Origin of the sequence: Novosphingobium sp., assembly GCF_039595395.1 — a bacterium.
Taxonomy (GTDB): domain Bacteria; phylum Pseudomonadota; class Alphaproteobacteria; order Sphingomonadales; family Sphingomonadaceae; genus Novosphingobium.
The window spans coordinates 124,259-149,412 of record NZ_JBCNLP010000001.1; the positions used below are offsets into that span (position 1 = coordinate 124,259).

General features: G+C 65.2%; 28 protein-coding genes. 16 read left to right on the top strand and 12 right to left on the bottom strand.

The features are described 5' to 3' along the window. The first annotated feature begins 76 nt into the window (after nucleotides 1–76). Entirely contained in the window at nucleotides 77–448 is a 372-nt protein-coding gene (locus ABDW49_RS00675; protein ID WP_343608942.1) for a glutathione S-transferase N-terminal domain-containing protein, read from the top strand. Between the two features lie 196 nt (nucleotides 449–644). Here ABDW49_RS00675 and xth read toward each other — a convergent pair whose 3' ends face one another. Continuing rightward, a complete protein-coding gene (gene xth, locus ABDW49_RS00680) occupies nucleotides 645–1,418 on the bottom strand; it encodes an exodeoxyribonuclease III (RefSeq protein ID WP_343608944.1) in 774 nt (257 codons plus the stop codon). A 279-nt stretch (nucleotides 1,419–1,697) separates the two neighbouring features. Here xth and hemB point away from each other — a divergent pair, with 279 nt between their 5' ends. Genes hemB through ABDW49_RS00700 form a run of 4 tightly spaced genes read left to right on the top strand, consistent with a single transcriptional unit; the run spans nucleotide 1,698 to nucleotide 4,063 of the window. Next, nucleotides 1,698–2,705 carry a porphobilinogen synthase gene (gene hemB / locus ABDW49_RS00685; protein ID WP_343608946.1) on the top strand — a complete coding sequence of 336 codons (1,008 nt, stop codon included), beginning with the start codon at nucleotides 1,698–1,700 and terminating at the stop codon, nucleotides 2,703–2,705. Continuing rightward, nucleotides 2,698–3,228: a GNAT family N-acetyltransferase gene (locus ABDW49_RS00690; RefSeq protein ID WP_343608948.1), complete on the top strand. Its 531-nt coding sequence runs from the start codon at nucleotides 2,698–2,700 to the stop codon at nucleotides 3,226–3,228. Before hemB ends, ABDW49_RS00690 begins: the two co-directional genes overlap by 8 nt. After that, complete coding sequence (locus tag ABDW49_RS00695; RefSeq protein ID WP_343608950.1) at nucleotides 3,225–3,782, top strand: gamma carbonic anhydrase family protein; 558 nt, start codon at nucleotides 3,225–3,227, stop codon at nucleotides 3,780–3,782. Before ABDW49_RS00690 ends, ABDW49_RS00695 begins: the two co-directional genes overlap by 4 nt. Beyond that, nucleotides 3,782–4,063, top strand: a complete 282-nt coding sequence (locus tag ABDW49_RS00700) for a DUF167 domain-containing protein (RefSeq protein WP_343608951.1) — start codon at nucleotides 3,782–3,784, stop codon at nucleotides 4,061–4,063. The genes ABDW49_RS00695 and ABDW49_RS00700 overlap by 1 nt, the downstream gene beginning before the upstream one ends. A gap of 305 nt (nucleotides 4,064–4,368) precedes the next feature. Here ABDW49_RS00700 and clpA read toward each other — a convergent pair whose 3' ends face one another. Both clpA and ABDW49_RS00710 read right to left on the bottom strand, forming a co-directional pair. Continuing rightward, nucleotides 4,369–6,741, bottom strand: coding sequence for an ATP-dependent Clp protease ATP-binding subunit ClpA (clpA, locus tag ABDW49_RS00705; RefSeq protein WP_343608952.1), 2,373 nt, complete (start codon nucleotides 6,739–6,741; stop codon nucleotides 4,369–4,371). Nucleotides 6,742–7,020: 279 nt separating this feature from the next. Next, a complete protein-coding gene (locus ABDW49_RS00710; RefSeq protein ID WP_343608953.1) occupies nucleotides 7,021–7,233 on the bottom strand; it encodes a DUF1192 domain-containing protein in 213 nt (70 codons plus the stop codon). Nucleotides 7,234–7,327: 94 nt separating this feature from the next. Between ABDW49_RS00710 and ABDW49_RS00715 the strand changes: the two genes are divergently transcribed. From ABDW49_RS00715 to ABDW49_RS00765, 11 genes are all read left to right on the top strand, one after another. Beyond that, nucleotides 7,328–8,338 carry an NAD(P)H-quinone oxidoreductase gene (locus ABDW49_RS00715; protein ID WP_343608955.1) on the top strand — a complete coding sequence of 337 codons (1,011 nt, stop codon included), beginning with the start codon at nucleotides 7,328–7,330 and terminating at the stop codon, nucleotides 8,336–8,338. Beyond that, nucleotides 8,335–8,961 carry a glutathione S-transferase family protein gene (locus ABDW49_RS00720; RefSeq protein ID WP_343608957.1) on the top strand — a complete coding sequence of 209 codons (627 nt, stop codon included), beginning with the start codon at nucleotides 8,335–8,337 and terminating at the stop codon, nucleotides 8,959–8,961. Before ABDW49_RS00715 ends, ABDW49_RS00720 begins: the two co-directional genes overlap by 4 nt. Before the next feature lie 162 nt (nucleotides 8,962–9,123). Beyond that, nucleotides 9,124–9,843, top strand: a complete 720-nt coding sequence (locus tag ABDW49_RS00725; protein ID WP_343608959.1) for a DUF1013 domain-containing protein — start codon at nucleotides 9,124–9,126, stop codon at nucleotides 9,841–9,843. 369 nt (nucleotides 9,844–10,212) lie between these two features. Beyond that, a complete protein-coding gene (locus ABDW49_RS00730) occupies nucleotides 10,213–11,523 on the top strand; it encodes a glutamate-5-semialdehyde dehydrogenase (RefSeq protein WP_343608961.1) in 1,311 nt (436 codons plus the stop codon). A gap of 12 nt (nucleotides 11,524–11,535) precedes the next feature. After that, nucleotides 11,536–12,222 (top strand): nicotinate-nucleotide adenylyltransferase, encoded by a 687-nt coding sequence (locus tag ABDW49_RS00735; RefSeq protein ID WP_343608962.1) that lies wholly within the window; start codon nucleotides 11,536–11,538, stop codon nucleotides 12,220–12,222. Between the two features lie 18 nt (nucleotides 12,223–12,240). After that, nucleotides 12,241–12,645: a ribosome silencing factor gene (rsfS, locus tag ABDW49_RS00740; RefSeq protein WP_343608964.1), complete on the top strand. Its 405-nt coding sequence runs from the start codon at nucleotides 12,241–12,243 to the stop codon at nucleotides 12,643–12,645. Nucleotides 12,646–12,694: 49 nt separating this feature from the next. After that, the gene (locus tag ABDW49_RS00745) at nucleotides 12,695–13,117 is read left to right on the top strand and encodes a 23S rRNA (pseudouridine(1915)-N(3))-methyltransferase RlmH (RefSeq protein WP_068091992.1); all 423 of its coding nucleotides are present in this window, start codon (nucleotides 12,695–12,697) and stop codon (nucleotides 13,115–13,117) included. After that, complete coding sequence (locus ABDW49_RS00750; RefSeq protein ID WP_343608969.1) at nucleotides 13,117–14,337, top strand: peptidoglycan DD-metalloendopeptidase family protein; 1,221 nt, start codon at nucleotides 13,117–13,119, stop codon at nucleotides 14,335–14,337. The genes ABDW49_RS00745 and ABDW49_RS00750 overlap by 1 nt, the downstream gene beginning before the upstream one ends. A 269-nt stretch (nucleotides 14,338–14,606) precedes the next feature. After that, nucleotides 14,607–15,953 carry a S41 family peptidase gene (locus tag ABDW49_RS00755; protein WP_343608971.1) on the top strand — a complete coding sequence of 449 codons (1,347 nt, stop codon included), beginning with the start codon at nucleotides 14,607–14,609 and terminating at the stop codon, nucleotides 15,951–15,953. A gap of 11 nt (nucleotides 15,954–15,964) precedes the next feature. Further along, on the top strand, nucleotides 15,965–16,432 hold the full coding sequence (locus ABDW49_RS00760) for a disulfide bond formation protein B (protein ID WP_343608972.1): 468 nt from the start codon (nucleotides 15,965–15,967) through the stop codon (nucleotides 16,430–16,432). Nucleotides 16,433–16,435: 3 nt separating this feature from the next. After that, on the top strand, nucleotides 16,436–16,972 hold the full coding sequence (locus ABDW49_RS00765) for a demethoxyubiquinone hydroxylase family protein (protein ID WP_343608973.1): 537 nt from the start codon (nucleotides 16,436–16,438) through the stop codon (nucleotides 16,970–16,972). A gap of 242 nt (nucleotides 16,973–17,214) precedes the next feature. Here ABDW49_RS00765 and ABDW49_RS00770 read toward each other — a convergent pair whose 3' ends face one another. The 9 genes from ABDW49_RS00770 to ABDW49_RS00810 all read right to left on the bottom strand — a co-directional run bounded on the left by ABDW49_RS00770 (nucleotide 17,215) and on the right by ABDW49_RS00810 (nucleotide 25,130). Then, a complete protein-coding gene (locus ABDW49_RS00770) occupies nucleotides 17,215–18,315 on the bottom strand; it encodes a glycosyltransferase family 4 protein (RefSeq protein ID WP_343608974.1) in 1,101 nt (366 codons plus the stop codon). Beyond that, complete coding sequence (locus ABDW49_RS00775; RefSeq protein WP_343608976.1) at nucleotides 18,312–18,743, bottom strand: GtrA family protein; 432 nt, start codon at nucleotides 18,741–18,743, stop codon at nucleotides 18,312–18,314. Before ABDW49_RS00775 ends, ABDW49_RS00770 begins: the two co-directional genes overlap by 4 nt. Continuing rightward, complete coding sequence (locus ABDW49_RS00780; protein WP_343608978.1) at nucleotides 18,744–19,448, bottom strand: class I SAM-dependent methyltransferase; 705 nt, start codon at nucleotides 19,446–19,448, stop codon at nucleotides 18,744–18,746. It abuts the gene before it with no gap. Nucleotide 19,449: 1 nt separating this feature from the next. Continuing rightward, the gene (locus tag ABDW49_RS00785; protein WP_343608980.1) at nucleotides 19,450–20,688 is read right to left on the bottom strand and encodes a glycosyltransferase family 2 protein; all 1,239 of its coding nucleotides are present in this window, start codon (nucleotides 20,686–20,688) and stop codon (nucleotides 19,450–19,452) included. A 131-nt stretch (nucleotides 20,689–20,819) separates the two neighbouring features. Further along, nucleotides 20,820–21,824 (bottom strand): aldo/keto reductase, encoded by a 1,005-nt coding sequence (locus tag ABDW49_RS00790; protein ID WP_343608982.1) that lies wholly within the window; start codon nucleotides 21,822–21,824, stop codon nucleotides 20,820–20,822. Further along, complete coding sequence (locus tag ABDW49_RS00795; RefSeq protein ID WP_343614074.1) at nucleotides 21,821–22,780, bottom strand: Gfo/Idh/MocA family oxidoreductase; 960 nt, start codon at nucleotides 22,778–22,780, stop codon at nucleotides 21,821–21,823. Before ABDW49_RS00795 ends, ABDW49_RS00790 begins: the two co-directional genes overlap by 4 nt. An 11-nt stretch (nucleotides 22,781–22,791) precedes the next feature. Continuing rightward, the gene (locus ABDW49_RS00800) at nucleotides 22,792–23,634 is read right to left on the bottom strand and encodes a class III extradiol dioxygenase subunit beta (protein WP_343608983.1); all 843 of its coding nucleotides are present in this window, start codon (nucleotides 23,632–23,634) and stop codon (nucleotides 22,792–22,794) included. 1 nt (nucleotide 23,635) lies between these two features. Then, nucleotides 23,636–24,109, bottom strand: coding sequence for a protocatechuate 4,5-dioxygenase subunit alpha (gene ligA / locus ABDW49_RS00805; RefSeq protein ID WP_343608984.1), 474 nt, complete (start codon nucleotides 24,107–24,109; stop codon nucleotides 23,636–23,638). Then, nucleotides 24,102–25,130, bottom strand: coding sequence for an amidohydrolase family protein (locus ABDW49_RS00810; protein ID WP_343608985.1), 1,029 nt, complete (start codon nucleotides 25,128–25,130; stop codon nucleotides 24,102–24,104). Before ABDW49_RS00810 ends, ligA begins: the two co-directional genes overlap by 8 nt. Nucleotides 25,131–25,154 lie beyond the last annotated feature (24 nt).

Consider the following 25,154-nt stretch of genomic DNA (forward strand, 5'->3'; position numbering starts at 1 on the left):
TCACGTGGAACAGAGGGCCTTGTTGTTTGTGGCTCGGGAGTTAGACCGGTGATCTGACCTCGCACGGAGCGCCCCAATGACCACCACGCCCTTCCGCCCGGTTCTCTATCTCAAGGACCGCTGCCCATGGTGCCTGAAGCTGCGTTTGTTTCTGCTCGAGGCGGGGCTGATCGGCGGCTTCGAACTGCGCGTCTTCGTGCCCGGCGATGATCAGGAGGCGGCGATCCGCGCCGAGCTGGAGCCGCATGTCGAGAAGGTGACCTTCCCCATCGCCCAGATCGCGCCGGGGCGGTATCTGCCTGATTCCGGGGCGATCATCGATCATTATGCGCAAGAGGCTGGTGTGGATGTGGCCAGCCTGCCGACGCTGGATCAATATGTGCGCGGGCCTTTGGCGACCATGGCCGCGCTCAGGAAGGAAATCGCGGAGTTGAAGGGGAAAGGGTAACAGCAGGGGGCGTTACGCCCTCTGCACCCCCGTTACGTCTCCCGACGATGGGGAAGCGTTTAGGGCATCGTGGTGCGTGACCTCTCCACCGCCGGAGGCCATCAATGGAAGCGGCATGGCGCCACGATGAGATGATGCGCAGCCTAGACATTCATGGGAGCGCGAGGGGGTAACCCCCTCGCATCCGCTTCTTTTCTTACTTCCGCAATTCAACCCAGATCGGCGCATGGTCGCTGGCCTTTTCCCGCCCGCGATGGTCCTTGTCGACTCCGCAAGCCACCAGACGATCCGCTGCCTCGGGCGAGAGCAGGGCATGATCGATGCGGAAGCCATGATCGCGCTGCCATGCTCCGGCCTGATAGTCCCAATAGGTCCAGACGCCGCCATCGGGATTGTGGGTGGCGATGGCGTCCGTCCAACCATCGTTGAGCAAACGCAGATAGGCATCACGCGATTCCGGCTGCATCAGCGCGTCATCGGCCATGGCCTTGGGGGACCAGATGTCGCGATCGGTGGGGATGACGTTGAAATCGCCTGTCACCACGACCGGGATTTCCAGAGCGCGCAGCTCGGCCATGCGGTTGCGCAGGCGTTCCATCCAGCGCAGCTTGTAATCGAACTTTGGGCCGGGTTGCGGGTTGCCGTTGGGCAGATAGATGCCGGCGATGCGGACCCCGAAAACATCGGCCTCGATGTAGCGGGAATGCTCATCCTCGGGTTCTCCGGCCAGGCCGCGCTGGGTTTCGACGGGCTTTTCGCCATCGGCCAGGATCGCCACGCCGTTGAAGCCCTTCTGGCCGTGCCAGATGGCGTGATAGCCGATCTTCTCGAACTCATCGGCGGGGAAGCCCTCGTCCTGGGTCTTGATCTCCTGCAGGCAGGCGACCGAGGGGCGCGTCTCTTCCAGCCACTCCAGCAGGCGCGGCAGGCGGGCCTTGATGCCGTTGATGTTGAAGCTGGCGATTTTCATGTGAAGGTTCCTAGGAAGAGACAAGCAGGGGGCGTTACGCCCCCTGCACCCCCATTACGTCTCCCGACGAGAGGGGGCGCAAGTGCGCAGCCTTACGCTCCCTCTCTACCGCCGGAGGCCATAAATGAAAGCCGCTTCGCGGCATGGCGCCGCGATGAGATGATGCGCAGCGTAGACATTAACGGGAGCGCGAGGGCGATGGCCCTCGCATTTTCCTCTTCTTCCCCTTTCGACCAAAATCGCATTCCCCCTTGCCTTTATCGGGTCTAGACCTCCCATATGACCCAGACCATCCTTGCCCCCTTCCCCGCCCAGCGCCCCCGCCGCAGCCGCTCCACCCCCTGGAGCCGCGCGATGCACCGCGAGACGATCCTCACCCCCGCCAACCTCATCTGGCCGCTGTTCGTGGCCGATGGCCAAGGTGTGGAAGATCCCATCGCCAGCCTTCCCGGCGTCTCGCGCTGGAGTGTCGATCTGATGGTGGAGCGCGCGAAGGAGGCGGTGAGCCTCGGCATCCCCTGCCTCGCCCTATTCCCCTACACCCAGAAGGAGCGCCGCAGCGAGGACGGCAAGGAAGCGCTCAATCCGGACAATCTGATGTGCCGCGCCATTCGCGCCATCAAGGACGCCTGCGGCGACGATATCGGCATTCTGACCGATGTGGCGCTCGATCCCTACACCTCGCACGGGCAGGATGGGCTGATCGATGACAACGGCTATGTGCTCAACGATGCCACGGTGGAAACGCTGGTCGGCCAGAGCCTGAATCAGGCCAATGCCGGCGCCGATATCATCGCGCCGAGCGATATGATGGATGGCCGCATCGCCGCCATTCGCGCGGCTCTGGAAGGCGCCAACCACCAGAACGTGCAGATCATGTCCTATGCCGCCAAATACGCCAGCGCCTTTTATGGCCCGTTCCGCGATGCGGTGGGCTCGCGCGGGCTGCTGAAGGGCGACAAGAAGACCTATCAGATGGACCCTGCCAACAGCGACGAGGCCCTGCGCGAAGTCGCCATCGATCTGGCCGAGGGCGCCGACAGCGTGATGGTCAAGCCCGGCCTGCCCTATCTGGACATCGCCCGCCGCGTGAAGGACGAATTCGGCGTGCCGGTCTTCGCCTATCAGGTCAGCGGCGAGTATGCGATGATCGAGCATGCCGTGGCCGCCGGCGCCGCCGACCGTGACACGATGGTGCTGGAAACGCTGCTGGCCTTCCGCCGTGCGGGCTGCTCGGGGGTGCTGACGTACCATGCGGCCCATGCCGCGCGCCTGCTGAATGGCTGATTTCCGCCTTGAGACCGAGCGGCTGATCCTGCGCAGTTGGCGGGATTCGGACCGCGAGCCTTTCTGGGCGATGGCTCAGGATGAGGAGGTTATGCGCTATCTGCCCGCGCTGGATCGCGCCGGGGCCGATGCCGCGCTAGCGCGTGGCGTGGCGATGCAGGTCGAGCATGGGCACTGTTTCTGGGCGCTGGAACGGCGCGAGGATGGCGCTTTCCTCGGCATGTGCGGGATGGCCCCTCCCCGCGATCCGCTGGTGGAGTATGAGGTGGGCTGGCGCCTCATGCGCCATGCCTGGGGCCGGGGCTATGCGCAGGAGGCGGCGCGGGCCACGCTGGCATGGGCCTGGGCCAACCGCCCCATGCCGACCATCGTTGCGATCACCGTTCCCGACAACCGCGCCAGTTGGACCCTGATGGAGCGCATCGGCATGACCCGCGCGGCAGACGAGGATTTCGAGCATCCCTCCCTGCCCGAGGGCCACCCTTTGCGCCTGCACCGGCTTTACCGTATCCACAGGCCATGACTCAGCGCCCCGATATCACCATCGCCCCCTTCAAGGGCATCTGGCCGCGCATCCATGAGAGCGCCTTTATCGCTCCCGGCTGCCGCATCATCGGCGATGTCGAGATCGGGCCCGACGTTTCCATCTGGTACAATTGCGTTATTCGCGGCGATGCGAACCACATCCGCATCGGCGCGCGCAGCAACATTCAGGACGGCAGCGTCGTCCATTGCGATTCCCCCAAGCCGAACCGTCCCGACGGCTTCCCCACACTGATCGGTGAGGATGTGCTGGTGGGCCATATGGCCATGATCCACGGCTGCATCCTTGAAGACCGTGCCTTCGTCGGCATGGGCGCCATGGTGATGGACGCCGCCCGCATCTCCAGCGACGCCATGCTGGCCGCAGGAGCCCTCCTGAGCCCCGGCAAGGTGATCCCGCCCCGAGAGCTATGGGTTGGCCGCCCAGCCGCCTTCAGCCGCACCCTGAACGACCAGCAACTGGCCGCGATGCAGGATGGCGTGGCGCGCTATGTGACGAACGGTCGCCTGCATCGAGAGGCGCTGGAGGGCTGATGGCCCGTCCCAAAGCTGATTTGCCGGAAGCGGAAGCCATTCGCGCTCTGCTGGATGAGGAAGGCCGCCTGGCCTTGCGTGTGACGCCGGGGGCCCGTTCGGAAGGGCTTGAGGTCGCGGATGGGCGGCTGCTGGCCAAAGTCCGCGCCAAGCCGGAGGATGGCAAGGCCAATGCCGCGGTGATCGATCTGGTGGCGCAGGGGTTGGGTGTGGCGCCGTCGCGATTGACGTTGCTGCGTGGGGCGACTTCAAGGGACAAGTTGTTGGGGTTGCAAGATTAAAAAGGAAAATGCGAGGGGGTTACCCCCTCGCGCTCCCGGAACGTCTTCCGACGAAGCGGCGGTGGTTCCCGATCCGAGCGTACCAGCGCAAGACAAGGCGCCGCAGGCAATCAAATCAAAATGACAGGTTGCGCTGACGATTCATGCCTGCGGCGCGGCAAACTGAGCGCAACGCCGAACCCGATGCGCCAAGGCCGACATTAAAGGGAGCGCGAGGGCGATGGCCCTCGCATTTCTCTATTCTTCCTGAATCAAAAAAGGGCGCCACCCTCGCGAGTGGCGCCCCTTCTTGCGCGGTCCAGCGCTTACTCCTTGCCGTCGGCCTTGCTGGGGGCTTCGGGCGCATTCTTCTGGCCGCGGGCCTTCTTGTTGACCACCTTGGGCGCGGCGGGTGTCAGTTGGAAGTTGAGGGCGGGCTTGCCGTCCTCATCATCCTTGAGCGTGACGTTCACCTCGCCGCCATGGGCCAGCTTGCCGAACAGCAGTTCCTCCGCCAGCGGCTGCTTGACCTTGTCCTGAATGAGGCGGGCCATGGGCCGGGCGCCATAGAGCTTGTCATAGCCGCGTTCACCCAGCCAGGCGCGCGCTTCGGCGTCGAACTGGATGTGGACGTTCTGGTCGGCGAGCTGCAGTTCCAGTTGCAGGATGAACTTGTCCACCACCATGCTGACGACCGAGGTGGGCAGGTAGGCGAAGGGCACGATGGCATCCAGACGGTTGCGGAATTCCGGCGTGAACAGGTTCTTGACCGCTTCCTCGCCGGCGTCCGCCTTGGAGATGTCGCCAAAGCCGATGCCGTTGCGCGCCATGTCGCTGGCCCCCGCATTGGTGGTCATGATCAGGACCACATTGCGGAAATCCACCGTCTTGCCGTGGTGATCGGTCAGGCGGCCATTGTCCATCACCTGCAGCAGGATGTTGAACAGATCGGGGTGCGCCTTCTCGATCTCGTCGAGCAGCAGCACGCAATGGGGCTGCTGGTCGATGGCATCGGTGAGCAGACCGCCCTGATCGAAGCCGACATAGCCCGGAGGGGCACCGATCAGGCGCGAGACCGAGTGCCGCTCCATATATTCCGACATGTCGAAACGCTGGAGCGGAATGCCCATGATCTCGGCCAGACGGCGCGCGACTTCGGTCTTGCCCACACCGGTCGGGCCCGAGAACAGGAACGAGCCGATCGGCTTGTCCGGGTCACGCAGACCGGCGCGCGAGAGCTTCATCGCGCGGGACAGCACCTCGATGGCCTTGTCCTGCCCGAAGACCACGCGCTTGAGGTCACGCTCCAGATGCTCCAGCACCTTCTTGTCGTCGGACGAGACGCTCTTGGGCGGGATGCGCGCCATGGTGGCGATCACCTGCTCGATCTCGCGGCCGGTGATCGTCTTCTTGCGCTTGCTGGGCGCCACCAGCATCTGCATCGCGCCCACCTCGTCGATCACGTCGATCGCCTTGTCGGGCAGCTTGCGGTCGTTGATGTAGCGCGCGGAGAGTTCCACCGCCGTCTTGATCGCCTCGGCGGTGTATTTCACCTTGTGGTGATCCTCAAACGCCGTGCGCAGACCCTTGAGGATCTTGATCGTATCCTCGATGCTGGGCTCGTTCACGTCGATCTTCTGGAAGCGGCGCAGCAGGGCGCGGTCCTTCTCGAAGTGGTTGCGGAACTCCTTGTAGGTGGTCGAGCCGATGCAGCGGATCGTGCCGCCCGACAGCGCGGGCTTCAGCAGATTCGAGGCATCCATGGCGCCGCCAGAGGTGGCGCCGGCACCGATCACCGTGTGGATTTCATCGATGAACAGCACGGCATGCGGCATCTTCTCCAACTCGGAGACGACCTGCTTCAGGCGTTCCTCGAAATCGCCGCGATAGCGCGTGCCCGCCAGCAGGCTGCCCATATCGAGCGAATAGATCACCGCATTGGCCAGCACCTCGGGCACGTCGCCCTCGACGATCTTGCGCGCCAGACCCTCTGCGATGGCGGTCTTGCCCACGCCCGGATCGCCCACATAGAGCGGGTTGTTCTTGGAACGGCGGCACAGGATTTGGATGGTGCGGTCCACCTCGGGCCCGCGCCCGATCAGCGGGTCGACCTTGCCGCCCAGCGCCTTCTCATTGAGGTTCACCGTGAACTGGTCGAGCGCGGAATCCTTCTTGTTGGCCGATGCGCTCTTGGTCTCGGGCTTGTCCTCATGCGGGGTTTCTTCCGCGCCCTTGGGGTGCTTGTCCTCGATGCGCTTGCCGCCCTTGCCGATGCCATGGCTGATGAAGCTGACGGCATCCAGGCGGCTCATATCCTGCTGCTGCAGGAAATAGACGGCATAGGAATCCCGCTCGGAGAACAGGGCCACCAGCACATTGGCACCGGTGACGGTGTCCTTCCCGCTGGATTGCACATGCAGGATGGCACGCTGGATCACGCGCTGGAAACCGGCGGTTGGGGCGGGTTCCGCCTTGTCCTTGGTTTTCAGGCTTTGATATTCCTGATCCAGATATTGCTTCACCGCCTCGGACAGTTCGCCAAGGTCAACCCCGCAGGCGTTCATCACCTGAGCCGCATCCACGTCATCGATCAGCGCGAGCAGCAGATGCTCAAGCGTGGCATATTCGTGGCTGCGCTCCGAGGCATGCGCCAGCGCGGCGTGAAGGGTCTTTTCGAGGCTTTGGGCGAAACTGGGCATCTTGGCACTTTCGCTAGGAACTCAACGTTCGTGAGTCGGCGCCGTGTGGACGGGCGCCTGATGAAAACAGCGAGCGGGGCTGGAGGAATGAAACGCCCGGAAGGGGCTGGCGGTCCATGCGGCTTTGGCGTCCGCATGGGATCTGATGTGGGAACCGATCACGGAAGTCGGCTCCATCGACAATCTCTATATGGGGCACCCTCGCCGGATTGCGAGGGGGGGCTCCACGCATAGCGTTCATGCGCCGGATGCCCATGGCCTGAATGATCCCGCCCGCCTTCATGCGCGCGGCCTGAACAGGGCATCGGCAGCCAGCCTGTGGGCACTGGCCCGCGAAGCATGCGCCTTGACGCGCTCAATCTCGATTTCGAGCAAATGGATACGGGCGCTCAACTCGTCCTGCGAATAGCGATCGAGGCTTTCGCTGGCGAGCGCTTGGGCGGCGTCCTTGCTGACGCCACCGGACGGAACGGGGCGGTCATCGTCTTCCATTGGAAGCACATCCTTGACGTCGCGGCGCTTGCTGTCAACCGCTTGCGCGTTTAGGGCTGACAAGCGTGAGTTTACCGAGCCTGGCGGGGTAGCGATGGCGGAAATAATCCCGGATTTCATGACGGTCGTCGGCTTCGAAGCCCCCGGCGGGCCCGAGGTTCTGCATCCCACACAGGCCCCGGTGCCCCATCCCGGTACGGGTCAGGTGCTGGTGAAGGTGGCCTATGCCGGGGTGAACCGCCCCGATGTGATACAGCGACAGGGCAATTATCCCCCGCCGCCGGGGGCCTCGCCGATTCCCGGACTGGAAATTTCGGGCAAAATCGTCGCGCTGGGCAAGGGCGTGGATGAGGCGCTGCTGGGCCAGCAAGTCTGCGCGCTGGTGACGGGCGGCGGCTATGCCGACTATTGCCTGGCCGATGCGGCGCTGTGCCTGCCGGTGCCTGCGGGCCTGCCGCTCGATCAGGCGGCGGCTATCCCTGAAACGCTCTTCACCGTCTGGCACAATGTGTTCGAGCGCGGCTGGGCGCGCGAGGGTGAGACGATCCTGATTCACGGCGGCACCAGCGGGATCGGCACCACCGCGATCCAGCTCTGCAAGGCCTTCGACATGACGGTGATCGTCACCTGCGGCGGCGCCGAGAAATGCGCCCGCGCGAAGGAGATCGGCGCCGATCACGCCATCGACTACCGCGATCAGGATTTCGTGGCCGAGGTGAAGCGAATCACCGAGGGCAAGGGTGTACAACTGGTGCTCGACATGGTGGCGGGCGACTATGTGGCCCGCAACATCGCCTGCCTCGCCGAGGATGGTCGCCATGTCACCATCGCCGTGCAGGGCGGTGCCAAGGCCGAAGTGCCGATGTGGCTGGTGATGACCAAGCGCCTGACCCTGACCGGATCGACGATGCGCGCGCGTGACGTGGGCTTCAAGGGGCTGGTCGCTCAGGAGATCCTGCGCAACGTCTGGCCGCTGATCGAGCGTGGCGCCTGCCGTCCGATCATGGACCAGACCTTCGCCCTGCCCGCCGCCGCCGCCGCCCATGCGCGGATGGAGGCGGGCGACCATATCGGCAAGATCGTGCTGGAGGTGGCGCCCCAATGACCGAAACAAACAACGCCTTTGTTCTCCATGAAGATCCCTTCAGCGGCAATTGCTACAAGATCCGCCTGACCGCCGCGCTGGTCGGCGTGGAACTGGAGCGGCGCTTTTACGACATCACCAAGGGCGAGACCCGCACGCCGGAGTTCCTCGCCAAGGTCAACGCCAATGGCCGCATCCCGGTGCTGGAAATGGGCGACACGTTCCTGCCCGAAAGCGGCGCGGCCTGCTGGTATCTGGCTTATGGTTCGGCGCTGATCCCCACGGACCGCTTCGCGCAGGCCGACATGCTGCGCTGGATGTTCTTCGAGCAGTACAACCATGAGCCCAACGTCGCGACGCTGCGTTTCTGGCTCGGCAAGCTGGGCGAGGAGAACCTTTCCGACCAGCAGCGCGCCCAGCTTTCCGCCAAGCGCAGCGCCGGCGAAGCCGCCCTGCGCCTGATGGACGAGCATCTCGCCACCCATGACTGGTTTGTCGGCAACAGCATCACGCTGGCCGATATCGCCCTCTACGCCTACACCCATGTCTGCGAGCCGGGCGGCTTCCAACTGGCCGACTATCCGCATATCCAGCGGTGGATCGCCCGCGTGGCCGCCGTGCCGGGCTATGTGGCGATGGACTGACCCATGGACTGAATCGTTGCCCCTGCAACAGACTCTGCTTGCCGGACGCGGTGATTTCGGATAGGCAACGCGGTTGAAGGGCCGCTCCGGTAAGGGGCGGCCTTGCTGTTTCTGTAGGGCCTGTCTCACCAGATTTCGCCCCAACGCGCCGGAGAAGATCCCGTGACCCAGCCCACCCCGCTGATGCCGCATGCAACGGCCTCGTGGCTCGTCGACAACACCGCGCTCACCTTTGAGCAGATCTCGGATTTCTGCGGGCTGCATATCCTCGAAGTGCAGGCCATGGCCGATGACCTGACCAGCGCCAAATACACCGGCCGCGATCCGCTCCGCTCGGGCGAGCTGACCAACGCCGAGATCGAGAAGGGTCAGAACGACCCCAACTATCGCCTCAAGATGTTCAAGGTGCCCGCCACCGTGAACCGCACCAAGGGCCCGCGCTACACGCCGGTGTCCAAGCGCCAGGACAAGCCCGACGGCATCGCCTGGATCCTGCGCAACCACCCCGAAGTGTCGGACGCCCAGATCAGCAAGCTGATCGGCACCACCCGCCACACCATCGCCGCGATCCGCGACCGCAGCCACTGGAACATCGCCAACATCACGGCGAAGGATCCGGTGACCCTCGGCCTCAGCTCGCAGCGCGAGCTGGACGCGATGATCGCTAAGGCCGCCAAGGGCAAGCCCGACGATGAGGAAACCGCAGCACGCCTGGGCAGCGACCGCGAGGCGCTGATCGAGGAACTGCGCGCCGCCCGTCAGGCCCAGGCCCGCATCGCCTCGGAAGCCGCTCAGGAAGCCGAAGCCGCCGCATGGCTGGCCGCCAAGCGCGCCTCGGAGAACGAAGAGCAGCAGACGCCGCCTCCGGGCTGGGGCGAGTAAGCTTCGTTTTTTGAGCTAAGCATGACCCCCGCAGGTTTCTGTGGGGGTTTTGTTTTTCAGGGATTTAGAAAAGTAGAAGATGCGAGGGGGTTACCCCCTCGCGCTCCCATAACGTCTTCCGATGAAGCGGCAGTGGTGCCGATATGGTGCGCATTGGCTCTCCACCTGTACCACCTAAGGCGCCGCAGGCAGTGAATTTTAAGGCCTGCGGCGCGGCAAACCGAGCGCAAGGCCGAACCCTGTGCGCAAGGTAGACATTAAAGGGAGCGCGAGGGCGATGGCCCTCGCATTTCCTTCTTCCTGTCTTGAAACAGTCAAAAAAGACTCAACCCCTGACATATCCCCATATTCCTGCTAGGGGGCTGCACCATGACCGACACGCAAACCGCCCAGATCGAATCCGAGGCCCCCGCAGCAACCCATGCTGCGGAGACCCCAGAGGCGTTGATCGCCCGTCTGGCGAAAGCGGGCCGCGCGGCGCAGGCGCAATTGGCGCGGATGACCACGGCACAGAAGGGCGCGGCTCTGATCGCCGCCGCCGAGGCGCTGCGTGCCGCCGAAACCGACATCCTCGCCGCCAATGACAAGGACATGGCAGCGGGCGCGGAGCGTGGCCTGTCGGGCGCGCTGCTGGACCGGCTGAAGCTTGATACCAAGCGCCTTGCGGGCATCGCCGATGCCGTGGCGCAGGTTGCCGCCCTGCCCGATCCCGTGGGTCAGGTGATCGATGCCTCCAGCCGCCCCAACGGGCTGGCGCTGAGCCGGGTGCGTGTGCCCATCGGCCTGATCGGCATCATCTACGAGAGCCGCCCCAACGTCACCGCCGATGCGGCGGCGCTGTGCCTGGCCTCAGGCAATGCGGCGCTGCTGCGTGGCGGCACGGAGGCGGTGCATTCCAACCGCGCCATCATGGCCGCCTTCCAGCGGGGCCTGGCCAAGGCGGGTGTGCCTGCCGAGGCCGTTCAACTCATCCCCACGCAGGACCGCGCGGCGGTGGGCGCCATGCTGACGGCGCAGGGCCTGATCGACATGATCGTCCCTCGCGGCGGCAAAAGCCTGGTCGAGCGCGTGCAGAATGACGCCCGCGTTCCGGTGCTCGCCCATCTCGACGGTATCTGCCACACTTATCTGCACGCCAGCGCCGATGTGGCCATGGCGCGCTCGATCGTGCTGAACGCCAAGCTGCGCCGCACCGGCATCTGCGGCTCGATGGAAACGCTGCTGATCGATGCGGCCTTCCCGGCGGCTCAGGCGGTGGTGGCCGATCTGCTCGATGCGGGCTGCGAGATTCGCGGTGACGCGCGCGCCCGCGCTCTCGATCCGCGCATCCTGCCCGCCAGCGATGCGGATTGGGACACCGAATATCTCGACGCCATTCTCTCGGTGGCGATTGTCGATGGTCTGGACGCGGCATTGGCGCATATCGATGCGCATTCCAGCCGCCACACCGATGCCATCGTCACCAGCGATGACGCCGTGGCTGAGGAGTTCCTCACTCGCGTCGACAGCGCCATCGTCATGGTCAATGCCTCCAGCCAGTTCGCCGATGGCGGCGAGTTCGGCCTGGGCGCGGAGATCGGCATCGCCACCGGGCGCCTGCATGCGCGCGGCCCGGTCGCGCTGGAGGGGCTCACCACCTACAAGTGGCTGGTGCGCGGAACCGGGCAGACACGCCCGTAACGCACTGACCTCATGAGACGCATCGGCATATTGGGCGGGTCGTTCAACCCGGCCCATGGCGGACATCGCCGCATCAGCCTTGGCGCGCTCCGCGCGCTGGGGCTGGATGAGGTGTGGTGGCTGGTCTCCCCGGGCAATCCGCTGAAACCGGTGGAGGGCATGGCCCCCCTGCCCCGGCGCTTTGCCTCCGCCGTCAAGCAGGCCCGCCTTGCGCGAATCCGCGTCACCGCCATCGAGCGGGAGTTCGGTACGCGCTATACGGCCGATACGCTCAAGGCCCTGCGTCGGCGCTATCCCAGCGACCGGTTTATCTGGATCATGGGGGCAGACAATCTGGCGCAATTCCACCAATGGCACCGCTGGCGCGATATGGCGCGGGCGATGCCGATTGCGGTTGTCGCCCGTCCGGGTTATGATGGCGCTGCCCTGGCCGCCCCGGCCATGGCCTGGCTGGGCCGTTTCCGGCGGCCTGTGGCCAGTGTGGTCAACCGGATTGACTGGAGCGCGCCGGCCCTGGTGCTTCTGGCCTTCGATCCCGATCCACGTTCGGCCAGCGCCATCCGGCAGGCCGATCCGCTCTGGGCTCAAACGCCCGGAAACGGGCCTTTGGCCCTGCGTGATGGGTTGACCCACCGTTTGATTTCTTCCGCACCTTCTTCAACCATCGGCCGCCCGGCGGCCCTTTCAACGCGCCCTTAAGGAGTGCTTATCCTCTCAATGAACGAGCCTGTCCCCCAATCCCCCGCCGCCTCTACAGGCGCCCCTGCCCCGCTTCCGGCCTCTGAGCCGGGTTCGCTTCACGAGCTGGTGCTGAACTCGCTCGATGACGATCAGGCGCAGGAAATCGTCTCCATCCCGCTCGAAGGCAAGACCACGATCGCCGACCATATGGTGATCGCCTCGGGCCGCTCGACCCGTCAGGTCGCCGCCATGGCGCAGAAGCTGGCCGAGCGCGTGAAGCATGGCGGTTTCGGCCATGTCCGCATCGAGGGTCTGCCCGCTGCCGACTGGGTGCTGATCGACTGCGGCGATGTGGTGGTTCATCTGTTCCGCCCCGAAGTGCGCAGCTTCTACAATCTGGAGCGTATGTGGGCCTTTGGCGGCGCCTCGGCTGCTGCCTGACCCATCGGCGTCCCTGACCGGACCAATGCGCTAGGAACAAGGGGCGCGCATGCTGCTGCATATCATCGCGCGGGGGCGGATTGGCCGCTCCAGCGAGGGGGAGATGGTCGAGCGCTACCTCAAGCGCATCGCCTGGCCGGTGAAGCATACCGAGCTTCCCGATCGTGGCGGCGCGATCCCCGCGCATCAGACCCCGGTGCGCAACGTGCTGCTCGACGAGCGCGGCAAGCAGATCTCCTCGGAGGATTTCGCCGCGCTGCTGGGCCGCTGGCGCGACGATGGCGTGCGTGAGTGCCGCTTCCTGATCGGCGCGGCGGATGGCCATGGCGATGCGGCGCGCGCCCATGCCGATCTGCTGCTGGGGTTCGGCGCGATGACCTGGCCGCATATGATGGCCCGCGCCATGCTGGCCGAGCAATTGTGGCGCGCGACCAGCATTCTGGCCGGCCATCCCTATCACCGGGCCGGTTGATGCGCAGAGGTCTGTGGATCGCGACGGCTGGCGTGGCGGCTCTGGTTGCGGCCACCGTCATGGCGCAGGGCACGATCCCCGGCCTCACTGCGGGTGACGATCCGGCGCAGGCTCGCCGCCAGTTGCTCGATGCCAAGGCTGCGGCGCAAGCCGCCGGAGTCCGCGCCGAAAAGCTCGAAGCCGATGCGCGCAACGCCAATGCCGCCGCCGACCACACCGCGCGCGAAGCCGCCGCCGTTGCCGCGCGCATTCAGCAGGCCGAATCCGAAATCGCCGCCGACGAAGCCAGCATCCGCCTGATCGAGCAGCAGCGCGCGGCCTTGTCGGCGACTCTGGCCCGGCGCCAGCAGCCTTTGCTGAAGCTGACGGGGGCCTTGCAGCATCTCTCGCGCCGTCCCTTGATCGTGTCCTTGCTGCGGCCCGGTTCGGTGCAGGATGCGGCGCATCTGCGCGCGCTGCTCGCCACCATGATGCCCGAGGTGCGCCAGCGCACGGCGGCGTTGCGGCAGGAGATCGACAAGGCCCGAGCCCTCGCCGCGCAGCAGCGCAAGGCGCAGGCCACGCTGATTGCCGGGCGGAAGGATCTGGGCGACCGCAAGCAGGCGCTCTCCGCGCTGGAAACGCGCCAGCGTCTGGCCGCGCGCGATGTCTCGGGCAGCGCGGATCGTGAATCGGAGCGCGCTCTGGCGCTGGCCGAACAGGCGCGCGATCTCGGTGGTCTGCTCGACACGTTGGACAAGGCGGCGGGCCTGCGTGAGAAGCTGGCCCACCTCCCCGGCCCGATCATCCGCCCCGACCGCCCCGAAGCCACCCAGGCCAGCGAGGAGGAGGATCACACCCCTGCCCCCGCCCGCCTGGCCGATTACATCCTGCCGGTCGCCGGGCGTCTGGTCGCAGGGTTCGGCGCCAGCAGCAATGGCGCGGCCTCTCGCGGGATTTCTCTGGCCGTGCCTGCGGGCGCGCAATTGGTCACACCCGCGCCGGGGCGGGTCGCCTTTGCCGGGCCCTATCCGGGCTATGGCCAGATCACGATCATCGAGCATGACGGCGGCTGGACCAGCCTTGTCACCGGCCTTGGTCGCGTCGATGTGCGGGTGGGCGACAGGCTGGTGGCAGGCGCGCCGCTGGGTCTGGCCGGGCCGGGGCGCCCGGTGGTGGGGCTGGAACTGCGCAAGGATGGCCAGCCTGCCAATCCGCTCGACCAGATTGTGCGGCGTTGAGAGTTTGTTTGAAAATCCGGCGGAAGAGCCGGATTTTGCGGCACCGGCCCGCTCCCCCGCCCGGCCACCCAGAGGATACCGCCGTCAGGGTAACCGGGCAGGGTAGCGGGCCGCTACCGCGTGCACGATCAACCTGTTCTTGCCCCCCGAAAAGCAATTCAGGAACATCGGGCGGGGTTAACACCTTGATCCATCTGGCGCTGGCCCGCGTGAGCGGCTAGACTCGATCCTTAAAGCAGTTGAAAGGCCCCGAAATGCGTTTGAACGGGATGCGCTCCAGTCTTGCCACGACCTTTCGTGCCGCCCTGTTGCTGGGCACGGTGGCGCTGGTGCCGGCCACCACGGCGGCCCTCTCGGCGGTGGACGGGCGCGTGGCGCCGCAATTCGGGCGCCTGTTCGACGTCTACCGGCTGGTGAAGGCCAATTACGTCGACCAGACCGATGACGACAAGCTGGTGAAGGGCGCCATCGACGGCATGCTGGCCAGCCTCGATCCGCATTCGGCCTATCTCGAAGGCTCCAGCCTCGACCGGCTGCGCACGATGATCGACGGCAATTATCAGGGCCTTGGCCTCTCCGTGGTGATGGATGAGGGCACGGTGAAGGTCGTCTCGCCCATGAAGGGCAGCCCCGCCGAAAAGGCCGGGATCAAGCCGGGCGACTACATCACGCACCTTGATGGCAAGCTGATCTATGGCGGCGATCTGGACGATGCGGTCAACAAGATGCGTGGCCCGCCGGGCACCAGCATCCGCCTGACCATCTACCGCCCCGGCCGCGACGGCACCTTCGATGTGACCGTGACGCGGGCGACCATCGACTTGAAGCCCGTCACCTCGCAGCTCGACGGCAGCGTTGGCGTGATCTCGGTGAATGAGTTCTCCACCAATGTCGGGCGCGATGTCTATCAGGCGATCCAGACGCTGCGCGCGCAATCGGGCAACAAGCTGACCGGCCTGATCCTCGACCTGCGCGGCAATCCGGGCGGCGAGCTGGATGAAGCGGTGGCCCTGTCCGACCTGTTCCTGACCAAGGGCGATATCGTCTCGCAGCGCGGGCGCGTGGCCTCTGAAAACGCGGTCTGGCATGCCGAGACGGTCTTCCCCGGCGATGCCGCCAAGGGGCTGCCCATCGTGGTGCTGATCGATGCGGGCACGGCTTCGGCCTCCGAGATCGTCGCGGGCGCGCTGCAGGACCAGCATCGCGCGCTGGTCATGGGTGAGCGCAGCTTCGGCAAGGGCAGCGTGCAGACGATGATCCCGCTCGACAAGGATCACGCCGTCAAGCTGACCACCGCGCGTTACTACACGCCCAGCGGCCATTCGGTGCAGGAGGGCGGCATCCACCCCGATATCCGCGTGCCTCAGCTCACCGATCCCGACGCCCGCCGCCGCAACGAGCTGGCCGAGCGCGAGAGCGATCTGGCCCGCCACCTTGTCAACGAGGTGGGCATCGATGACAAGAAGCTGGAAAACGACCTGAAGGACGATCCGCGCTTCAAGCTGACCGCCGATGAGCTGAAGGCCAAGGGCATCAAGGACTTCCAGCTCTGGTATGCCGAGGAGACGCTGAAGCACACCGGCGGCCTGCCGCCTCAGGCCAAAGCCGCGAAATAGGGATAGCACGGATGGCGAATGTGAATCTGGCCCGCGCGGTGGCGCTGGTGGTGCCTGCGGCGCTGGTTGGCGGGGCCTATGCTTCGCAATATTTGGGCGGGCTGTTCCCCTGCGAAATGTGCTGGTGGCAGCGCTACGCCCATTTCGCGGCGATCGGCTTTGCGGCGGCGGCTTTCGTGCTGCCCGCCAAGCGGTTGTGGGTGGCGCTGGCCGGGCTGGCGATCGCCGTTTCGGCGCTGATCGGCGGCTACCATGCGGGCGTCGAGTATGGCTGGTTCAAAGGCCTCACCGAATGCACCACGCTGGTCAAGTTCGGCGCCGGCAGCGATCCGCTTCAGGCCATTCTCAACGCGCCGATCATCCGCTGCGATGTCGTGCAGTGGAAGATTTTCGGCATTTCGCTGGCCGGGTTCAACTTCATCCTGTCGGCACTGGGCGCGGGGGCGGTCTTCACGCTGCTCTTCCGCAAGAAGGCGTGAACCATGGCTGATCCGGTGAAAAAGCCCCTCCCCAAGGCCATCGAACGGATGATCCGCGTCGATCAGGCGGGCGAATATGGCGCGGTGCGTATCTACGCTGGCCAGATGGCCGTGATGGGTGACCGTGGCCCCCACGGCGGTCGCATCGCCCATATGATGGAGCAGGAGGTCGTCCACCGGCAGTGGTTCGATCAGTTCCTTGTCGAGCGCGGGGCGCGGCCTACCTTGCTCCAGCCCTTCTGGCATGTGGCCGGCTTTGCTTTGGGCGCGGCGACGGCGCTGATCGGGCCCGAGGCCGCGATGGCCTGCACGGCGGCGGTGGAGACCGAGATCGACCTGCACTACACCAAGCAGCTTGAAGAACTGGGCCAGGACGAGCCCGAGATCGCCGAAAAGATCGCCAAGGCGCGCGATGAAGAGCGTGAGCACCGCGATATCGCCTTTGAGCAGGGGGCGGAGAAGGCTCCGGCCTATCCGCTGCTGTCGGGGGCGATCCGGTTGGGGTGCAAGGTGGCGATTGCTTTGTCTGAGCGGATTTAAGGTTTAAAAGGAAGAAGATGCGAGGGGGTTACCCCCTCGCGCTCCCAGAACGTCTTCCGACGATGGGGTGGCGGTGCCGCATCGTGGCGCCCAGACTATCCACCTGCGCAACCCAAGGCGCCGCAGGCAGAAATCCTTTAAAGCCTGCGGCGCGGCAAGCTGGGCGCCTTGGCTGAACCCGTAGCGCTGAGGCAGACATTAAAGGGAGCGCGAGAGCGATGGCCCTCGCATTTCCTCTTCCTTCAAACCTTCTTCAAAACCAGCTTCAAAACCCCCTGCCCCATCGCATCCCAGCGATAGGCCTGCCCGGCATAGGCGGCCATCGCTTCCCGATCTTCGGGTGCGATCGCAAACCCGTCCACCGCTTCGGCACAGCGCGCTGCAGACCCTTCAGCATCTCCCAGATCGACCGCCACTCCATGCAGCCAACGCGCGGCCTCGGGATCGGCGTGGTGGGTCGGCGCGCCGCAGATCACGGGCAGACCGCAGGCCATGGCTTCCTGAATCACCAGTGGATAGCCTTCGCCGACCGAGGGCAGCAGCAGCAGATCCGCTCCGTGATAGAGGGCAGCGAGTTGCGCAGCATTCTGCGGCCCCAGCACATGGACATTGGGCAGGCCCCAGCTTTCGGGGCGGAGGGGCCCGTCTCCGGCCATCAGCAGGGTGAGATCCGGGCGCAGGCGAGCCAGGGCGTGCAGGATGGACAGGCCCTTCTTCTCCACAAAGCGGCCCACGAAGAGGCATGCGCGCGCGGCATCGGGGACCGGGCGGACCGCGGGCCCATCGGGGCGGAAGATCGCAGCGTCCACGCCGTTGAACAGCAGGTGGGCCGGGCGGCGGGGTGGAGTGCCCAGCAGATCCTCGCGCACGGTGGCGCTGATGAAGACGACCTCATCGGCGGCAGAGAGCATCGGTTGGGTCACAAGCGTATTCGCCAGCCTCATCAGTGCGCGCATCGCTCCGCTGGCGAAGGGAATGGCGGCGATATGCTGGACCAGCACCACGCGGCGGCGGCGCAGCCTGGCCATCACCATGGCGGCGATGCTGGTGACATAGAGCGCATCGTGGATCACCAGCGCGTCGGCCCGCCCCACGGCGCGCCACAGGGCGGCAAGGGCGCGCGGGCCGGGCAGAGGCATGGGCAGGCCGGTCAGCGCCTCTGTGGGGTTCGCGCAGGGCAGCGGCAGGGTGGCGAGGTCGGTGGGAGAGGCATCCTGCGTGCTGGCGGCCCATGTCACCTTTGCGCCCTGTCGTTCCAGGGCTCTGGCGAGGTGGCCGGCGACGCGTTCAAGGCCGCCGAGATGGCTTTCGTAGAAATGGCTGATGGTCAGGATGCTTGTCATGGCGCGCCCCGCCCCGGACTTTTGCCTGGGTGGCGGATTGCCCAGCGGCTCATCAGGAAGTTGACCAGGATCATCCCGCCCGAGGCAATCGGCGCGGCCAGCGCCATCGGCAGATGCAGCGGCTCTTTCAACACCCATGTCACCGCGAAAGCGATGGGGGTGTTGGCGCTCATCGCCAGCGTGTAGCGCAGATAGCGGGAAAGGCTGGTGTGCTCACGGAAGGTGAAGCGGCTGTGCAGCAGATAGCCCGCGATGGAGACCACCAGCAGCGAGAGCGCAAAGCCCGTCACCAGCACCGTCAGGTCGGAGACATGCTTGCGCAAAGCCCAATCGGTGGCGATCATGATGCCATTGTGCAGGCCAAGGCAGGTGGCGGCCACCAGGCCGTAAGCGATGCCGGTGCGCGCGACAGAGAACTTTGGGGCCATTTACGCGGCGACCCGCGCCCGCACCAGATAGATGCAGGCGTTGTCGTCACGCATCACCGGGGGCGTGGCGGCATCCTCGATCACCCCGCGCAGATTCATCACGATGGAGAGCAGCCCGGCGATGGGCTTGCCCACCAGCGGGATGCGCTTGATCACGAAGGCGAAGGCCGTCAGCCGGATCATGGTGGTGGTCGCCAGCGGCCCGCAGATCGAGTGCATCTCCTCGACCATGATGCCGCGCGTTTCCAGATCGAGCTTCAGCCCGGTGCGGGTCCAGCGACGGTGGTCTTCGGGATGGGGGTGATAGAACCAGCTCCCATGGGTGGAAAGCAGCACCAGACCGCCCGGCGCCAGCAGGCGGCGGATCTCGGCGCAATAGGCGTCGAGGTCGGCGACATGCTCCAGCACCTGCACCGAGAGCACCGCATCGGCGCCATGGTCGGGCCAGGGCACATGGCCATCCGCATCGATGGGCAGCTTGCCCTTGGCGACGGCATCGGTGTCGATGTCGGCACCCTGGTAATTCCAGCCGATGTCGCGCATCATCTGCGCATAGGGCATGGCACCGCAGCCAAGGTCCACCATCACCCCGCCGGGGCGCAGATGGGCGGCGGCCTTTTCGCGCAGCAGGCGGGCCAGCGGGCGCAGTTGCAGCCAGTCGGTATCCCACAGACGCGGGGCGACGCGGCGGGCGTTCTCCTGCATGTCAGCGGGTCTCCGGCGTGGCGGGGGGCACGAAGCTGGCGTCATGCCCGGCGAGGATCGAAATCAGGAAGCCGCCCAGAGCGGTCTGCACCCCCACCGAGCCCAGCGACAGCGCCAGCACCAGCGGCAGCACCGAGGGCAGCGCCAGAAAGCCCCCGCCCTGCCAGCGGATGCCGATCTCGCCCAGCCACAGGGCGGAGAGCGCGATCAGCGCCAGCGAGGCCATCAGCGAGTGTTCGAGCGTTAGCATGCTGCTCCAGCGGTCGAAACCGGAGCGCAGGCGGCGATAGCCGGTGCGCACGCCGTAGAAATGGGTCGCCACCGCCATCAGGCCGGAGAAATGGCCCAGCGTCAGCAGGAAACCGGCCAGCACCGTCCAACTGACGCCGAAGGGCCCCTCGCCGGGCAGGATGGCCAGATCATGCAGCGCGGCCACGCCGAAGATCAGCGCCGCCACCAGCATCGCCAGCAGCGCGGGCACGCCGAACACCCATGTCGGGCTGAGCATCAGCAGATAGCGCAAGTGGCGCCAGCCATCGCGCCATGGGCGCAGATGAGGCGCGCGGTCACGCAGATCGGGGCCAAGGGTGGCGGGCACCTGCTCGATGCGCTGACCCAGCAGGGTGGATTTGATCACCATCTCGCTGGCGAACTCCATCCCCGTGGAGGACAGGCGGCAGGCGAGGAAGGCCTGTTTGGTAATGGCGCGGATGCCGCAATGCGCGTCGTCGATCCCGGCGCGGAAGAACAGGTTCAGCACGCCGGTCAGGATGGGATTGCCGATGTAGCGGTTCTTCCAGGGCATGGCGCCCTTGGCGATGCCCCCGGCAAAGCGGCTGCCCATGCACAGGTCCGCGCCGGCCACCAGCCGCCCGATCATCGCCACGCCGTCGAGGAAATTGTAGCTGCCATCGGCGTCGGCCATCAGCAGATAGCGGCCATGGCCGCCCTCGCATCCGCCGATCAGCGCCGCGCCATAGCCGCGCCGGGGCACCGGCACCACGCGCGCGCCCTGTGATTGCGCATAGGCCTGACTGCCGTCGCTCGAGCCATTGTCGGCGATCAGAATCTCGCTGGAGAGGCCGTATTTTGCCTGAATCGCCTCCGCCGCCGCGCGGGCGTTGGCGAGGCAATGAGGCAGGGATTCGATCTCGTTCAGGCAGGGCATGATGATCGAGACATCGGGCCCGGTTTGAAGCGATGCCCGATCACTCTGGCTGAATGTCTCTGTCTCGGTCAAAACCCGGCGTGCTCCCCAAAGGGGCGTGGCCGGGTCGGTTGTCCGCCCACCATCCTGCCCCCGGTTTGCCTAACAGGCGAAAGGGAGCAAGAACAGGGGGATGGCGCGAGTTTACCCCGCGTTTCGCCCGCTCAGGCGAATTCCTCGGTTTCGATGGAGGTCTGGGTCCTGGCGTCGTAACGCTCGCCCGCCACGGTCTGCTGGTTGATCAGCGCGTCGATCTTGGCCGAGAGCGCGGCATCGGGGCGCCATTGCGGCTGGGTGACGTTTTCTTCCAGATGGGCGATATGCGTCGTGCCGGGGATGACATGGATGTGCTCCCCGCGCGACAGCACCCAGCCCAGCGACAGTTGCGCCGGGGTGACGCCCGCCTCGGCGGCCAGCACGTTGAAGGCATCGACCAGTGCCAGATTGCGATGCCAGTTCTCGGTCGAGAAGCGCGGCATGGCGCGGCGGATGTCCTTTTCCGCGAAAAGATCCGGGTCGCGCACGCCATTGGCCAGCACGCCGCGCGCCACCGGCGAGAAGGCGACCAGCGCGGTGCCCAGGCGCCTGGTGGCCTCCAACACGGCGATCTCGACATTGCGCGTCCAGGGCGAATATTCGGTCTGCATCGCGGCGATGGGATGGGTCGCGACGGCCTTTTCCAGCGTCTCCGCGCTCATTTCGGAGAGGCCGATCGCGCCGATCTTGCCCTCCTTGATGAGGTCCGCCATCGCGCCCACCGACTCCTCGATGGGCACGGTGAAGTCGCGGCGGTGCATGTAATAGAGGTCGATATGGTCGACCTCCAGCGCGGAGAGGCTTTTCTCGACCTCCGCGCGGATGGTGGCGGGCTTGCAGTCGATGCGGCGGCTGGCCCCATCGACGATGATGCCCATCTTGCTGGCGAGAAACACCTTGTCGCGCATGCCCTTGATGGCCTGCCCGACAAGGATCTCGTTCTGGCCAAGCCCATAGAGCCGGGCGGTATCAAGGTGACGGTATCCCAGATCCACCGCGCGATGGAGCAGCGCAATGCCGTCCGCCGTCGAGGGAGGCAGGCCGTAAGCCCATGACAGGCACATGCAGCCAAGGCCAATGGGGGGCAGCGACACCCCCCCGATGTTCCGTTCAACCGTCACTGCTTGTGTCATGACCAACCGTCCTGCTCTTCCAGACTGGCGGCCAGTTCACCCATGACGCGATAGCAGTCAAGCACGCTGGCGACCGACGAGTTGGGCTCGCGCCCTTCGGTGATCGCGGCGATAAATTCGCGATCCTGCAATTCGATACCGTTCATGGAGACATCAACGTTCGAGACGTCGATGGGTTCTTCCTTGCCGTTCACCAGATCGTCGTAACGGGCGATATAGGTGCCGGTGTCGCCGATGTAGCGGAAGAAGGTGCCCAGCGGACCGTCATTGTTGAACGACAGCGCCAGGGTCAGGATCTGGCCCTTGTCGGTCTTGAGCTGGATCGACTGGTCCAGAGCAATGCCCAGCTCGGGATGCTTGGGCCCCTGCAGGATGTTGGCCTTCACCACCTTGGCGCCGGTCATATACTGGAAGATGTCGATCGAGTGAGCCGAGTGGTGCCACAGCAGATGGTCTGTCCAGCTGCGCGGCTCGCCCTTGGCGTTGATGTTCTTGCGGCGGAAGAAGAAGGTCTCGATGTCCATGGCGAGGATGTTGAACTCGCCCGCGTCGATCTTGTGCTTCACCCACTGATGACTGGGGTTGAAGCGGCGGGTGTGGCCCACCATGCAGACCTTGCCGGTTTCCTGCTGCACGCGCAGCACTTCCTGGGCATCGGCCCACGAGTCAGCCACGGGGATTTCCACCTCGACATGCTTGCCCGCCTTCATCGCGGCAATCGCCTGCGCGGCATGCATCGGGGTCGGCGTGGTGAGGATTACCGCGTCGATATCATCGCGCTTGAGCACCTCCTCATAGGAATCGCTGACCTCGGCGATGCCGAATTTGTCGGCGACCTTCCGTGCTTCCTCGACGGAAACCGAGACCACCACCTTCACCTCGGCGTGGGGAATGTTCTTCAGGGCGTCGAGGTGCTTTTCACCGAAAGCACCGGCGCCGACGACGGCGATACGCAAGGGGGAGGCGCTCATGTAACAGGCTCCAGAACGATATGGCCGACAGCGGTGTTGCTGCATGGCACGTGATAATGACGATGAAGCAGACGGGTTTCGGCCCCCAGCGCGCCGCGCATGATGAGCCACATCACCATCTCGATCCCCTCGCTGCCGGTTTCCCGCAGATATTCGATATGGGGGATGGTGCGGTTCTTGTCGGAGGTGCCGACAAGCCCGTCCATGAAATTATTGTCCCAATCGGCGTTGATCAGCCCGGCGCGCGGGCCCTGAAGCTGGTGGCTCATGCCGCCCGTGCCCCAGATCTGCACGTTGAGATCTTCCGGATAGCTTTCCACGGCGCGCTTGATCGCCTCGCCCAGCATCCAGCAGCGGTTGCCGGTGGGGACGGGATAGGTGACGACATTGACGGCCAAAGGAATGACCTTCACCGGCCAGGCCTCGGGCTGGCCGAACATCATGGACAGCGGCACGGTCAGGCCATGGTCGACATCCATCTCGTTGATGATGGTCATGTCGAATTCGTCGAGGATCAGGCTCTGGGCGATATGCCAGCCCAGATCGGGCTCGCCGATCACATCGGGCACCTCGCGCGGGCCCCAGCCCTCATCGGCGGGCTTGTAGCGCTCGCCCGTGCCGATGGCGAAGGTGGGGATGATGTTCGCATCGAAGGCCGAGGCATGGTCGTTGTAGACCAGAATGATCACATCGGGCTTCTCGCCCTTGATCCACTCCTTGGTCCACTCGTAACCCTCGAAGATCGGGGTGAAATAGTCGTCCTTGGTCTTGCCCTGATCGACCGCCACACCCAGCAGGGGGATATGGCTGGAGCCGACACCGGCGGTAATCCGCGCCATATCAATAACCTCCCTTGATCGACCGCACGCCCTCGGGGCTGCGGCCACCGGCATCCATCATCGCCTTGTACTCAACCACGCTCATGCCGGTCATGGTGGAGACCGCCTGCAGGAAGCTGAGCCCGTCGGTCGAGAAGACCTTGGCGAGGAAATAGATGTTGCCGCCCAGATCGAGCAGGCGGTTGTAATCACGGTCGAGCAGCGCCTGCTTGACCGCGTCCGAAAGCTGCCATTCGTTCAGATAGGCCTTTTCGTCCGCGCGCCAGCGGGTGCGGTTTTCTTCCTTCATCAGGCTCATCGCGAACTGGTTGAGCCAATAGCCCTTGCGCGCCCGCGCGGCGGTGTAGACGCGCGTGCCGGGGATATCCTCCAGCTCCTCCAGATATTCCGCGATGTCGCCCTGATTGCCGACGGGGCCCACGGCGCCCGTGGCCGGGCCCTTGGGCTCGCCCAGATCTTCGGGGGTATCAGACATGACCCATCGCCTTCAGCTTGGCATCCAGACGCGGGAAGACGCGGCGGGCATTGCCTTCGAAAATGGCATGGCGCTGCTCGTCGGTGACGGGCAGGGCGTCGACATAACGCTTGGTGTCGTCGAAATACTGGCCGGTGGTGGGATCGATGCCGCGCACCGCGCCGACCATCTCGCTGCCGAACAGGATGTTCTTGGTCTCGATCACCTCGTTCAGCAGGTTGATGCCCGGCTGATGATAGACGCAGGTGTCGAAGAACACATTGTTCATCAGATGCCCGTCGAGCGCAGGCTTCTTGAGCATATCGGCCAGACCGCGATAACGGCCCCAGTGATAGGGCACAGCGCCGCCGCCATGCGGAATGATGAAGCGCAGATTGGGGAAGCGGCTGAACAGATCGCCTTCCAGCAGCTGCATGAAGGCAATGGTGTCGGCGGCAATGTAGAAGGCGCCGGTGGCATGCTGCGCCGGATTGCACGAACCCGAAACGTGGATCATGGCGGGCACGTCCAGCTCGCTCATCGCCTCATACATCGGGAACCAGTATTCATCCGTCAGCGGCGGGCTGGTGAAGTGGCCGCCGCCCGGATCGGGGTTGAGGTTGCAGCCGATAAAGCCCAGCTCCTCAACGCAGCGGCGCAGCTCCTTGATCGAGACCGACAGATCGCTCTGCGGGTTCTGGGGAAGCTGGCAGACGCCGGTGAAGGTTTCGGGGAACAGCTCCACCACGCGGGCGATCAGATTGTTGCAATGGATCGACCAGCTTTCGGAAACCTGCTGGTCGCCGACATGATGCGCCATGGTGGAGGCACGCGGGGAGAAAATCGTGTGATCGGCCTTGCGCTCCTTGATGAGGCGAAGCTGGTTCTTCTCGATCGTTTCGCGGATCTCGTCGTCGCTGATGTTGGGATAGGCGGGGGCCGCCTCGCCGGCCTTGAAGGCGGCCTTTTGCGCGTCGCGCCATGCGGTATGGGCTTCGGGCGCCGTGGTGTAATGCCCGTGGCAGTCGATCACCAAAGTCACGTTGCTATCCTTCCCTTCGAAATA

Excerpts from the sequence above, each read along its gene's own strand:
- ABDW49_RS00675 (WP_343608942.1), top strand. The coding sequence starts at position 77 with ATGACCACCACGCCCTTCCGCCCGGTTCTCTATCTCAAGGACCGCTGC.
- xth (WP_343608944.1), bottom strand. The coding sequence starts at position 1,418 with ATGAAAATCGCCAGCTTCAACATCAACGGCATCAAGGCCCGCCTGCCG.
- hemB (WP_343608946.1), top strand. The coding sequence starts at position 1,698 with ATGACCCAGACCATCCTTGCCCCCTTCCCCGCCCAGCGCCCCCGCCGC.
- ABDW49_RS00690 (WP_343608948.1), top strand. The coding sequence starts at position 2,698 with ATGGCTGATTTCCGCCTTGAGACCGAGCGGCTGATCCTGCGCAGTTGG.
- ABDW49_RS00695 (WP_343608950.1), top strand. The coding sequence starts at position 3,225 with ATGACTCAGCGCCCCGATATCACCATCGCCCCCTTCAAGGGCATCTGG.
- ABDW49_RS00700 (WP_343608951.1), top strand. The coding sequence starts at position 3,782 with ATGGCCCGTCCCAAAGCTGATTTGCCGGAAGCGGAAGCCATTCGCGCT.
- clpA (WP_343608952.1), bottom strand. The coding sequence starts at position 6,741 with ATGCCCAGTTTCGCCCAAAGCCTCGAAAAGACCCTTCACGCCGCGCTG.
- ABDW49_RS00710 (WP_343608953.1), bottom strand. The coding sequence starts at position 7,233 with ATGGAAGACGATGACCGCCCCGTTCCGTCCGGTGGCGTCAGCAAGGAC.
- ABDW49_RS00715 (WP_343608955.1), top strand. The coding sequence starts at position 7,328 with ATGGCGGAAATAATCCCGGATTTCATGACGGTCGTCGGCTTCGAAGCC.
- ABDW49_RS00720 (WP_343608957.1), top strand. The coding sequence starts at position 8,335 with ATGACCGAAACAAACAACGCCTTTGTTCTCCATGAAGATCCCTTCAGC.
- ABDW49_RS00730 (WP_343608961.1), top strand. The coding sequence starts at position 10,213 with ATGACCGACACGCAAACCGCCCAGATCGAATCCGAGGCCCCCGCAGCA.
- ABDW49_RS00735 (WP_343608962.1), top strand. The coding sequence starts at position 11,536 with ATGAGACGCATCGGCATATTGGGCGGGTCGTTCAACCCGGCCCATGGC.
- rsfS (WP_343608964.1), top strand. The coding sequence starts at position 12,241 with ATGAACGAGCCTGTCCCCCAATCCCCCGCCGCCTCTACAGGCGCCCCT.
- ABDW49_RS00745 (WP_068091992.1), top strand. The coding sequence starts at position 12,695 with ATGCTGCTGCATATCATCGCGCGGGGGCGGATTGGCCGCTCCAGCGAG.
- ABDW49_RS00750 (WP_343608969.1), top strand. The coding sequence starts at position 13,117 with ATGCGCAGAGGTCTGTGGATCGCGACGGCTGGCGTGGCGGCTCTGGTT.
- ABDW49_RS00755 (WP_343608971.1), top strand. The coding sequence starts at position 14,607 with ATGCGCTCCAGTCTTGCCACGACCTTTCGTGCCGCCCTGTTGCTGGGC.
- ABDW49_RS00760 (WP_343608972.1), top strand. The coding sequence starts at position 15,965 with ATGGCGAATGTGAATCTGGCCCGCGCGGTGGCGCTGGTGGTGCCTGCG.
- ABDW49_RS00765 (WP_343608973.1), top strand. The coding sequence starts at position 16,436 with ATGGCTGATCCGGTGAAAAAGCCCCTCCCCAAGGCCATCGAACGGATG.
- ABDW49_RS00770 (WP_343608974.1), bottom strand. The coding sequence starts at position 18,315 with ATGACAAGCATCCTGACCATCAGCCATTTCTACGAAAGCCATCTCGGC.
- ABDW49_RS00775 (WP_343608976.1), bottom strand. The coding sequence starts at position 18,743 with ATGGCCCCAAAGTTCTCTGTCGCGCGCACCGGCATCGCTTACGGCCTG.
- ABDW49_RS00780 (WP_343608978.1), bottom strand. The coding sequence starts at position 19,448 with ATGCAGGAGAACGCCCGCCGCGTCGCCCCGCGTCTGTGGGATACCGAC.
- ABDW49_RS00790 (WP_343608982.1), bottom strand. The coding sequence starts at position 21,824 with ATGACACAAGCAGTGACGGTTGAACGGAACATCGGGGGGGTGTCGCTG.
- ABDW49_RS00800 (WP_343608983.1), bottom strand. The coding sequence starts at position 23,634 with ATGGCGCGGATTACCGCCGGTGTCGGCTCCAGCCATATCCCCCTGCTG.
- ligA (WP_343608984.1), bottom strand. The coding sequence starts at position 24,109 with ATGTCTGATACCCCCGAAGATCTGGGCGAGCCCAAGGGCCCGGCCACG.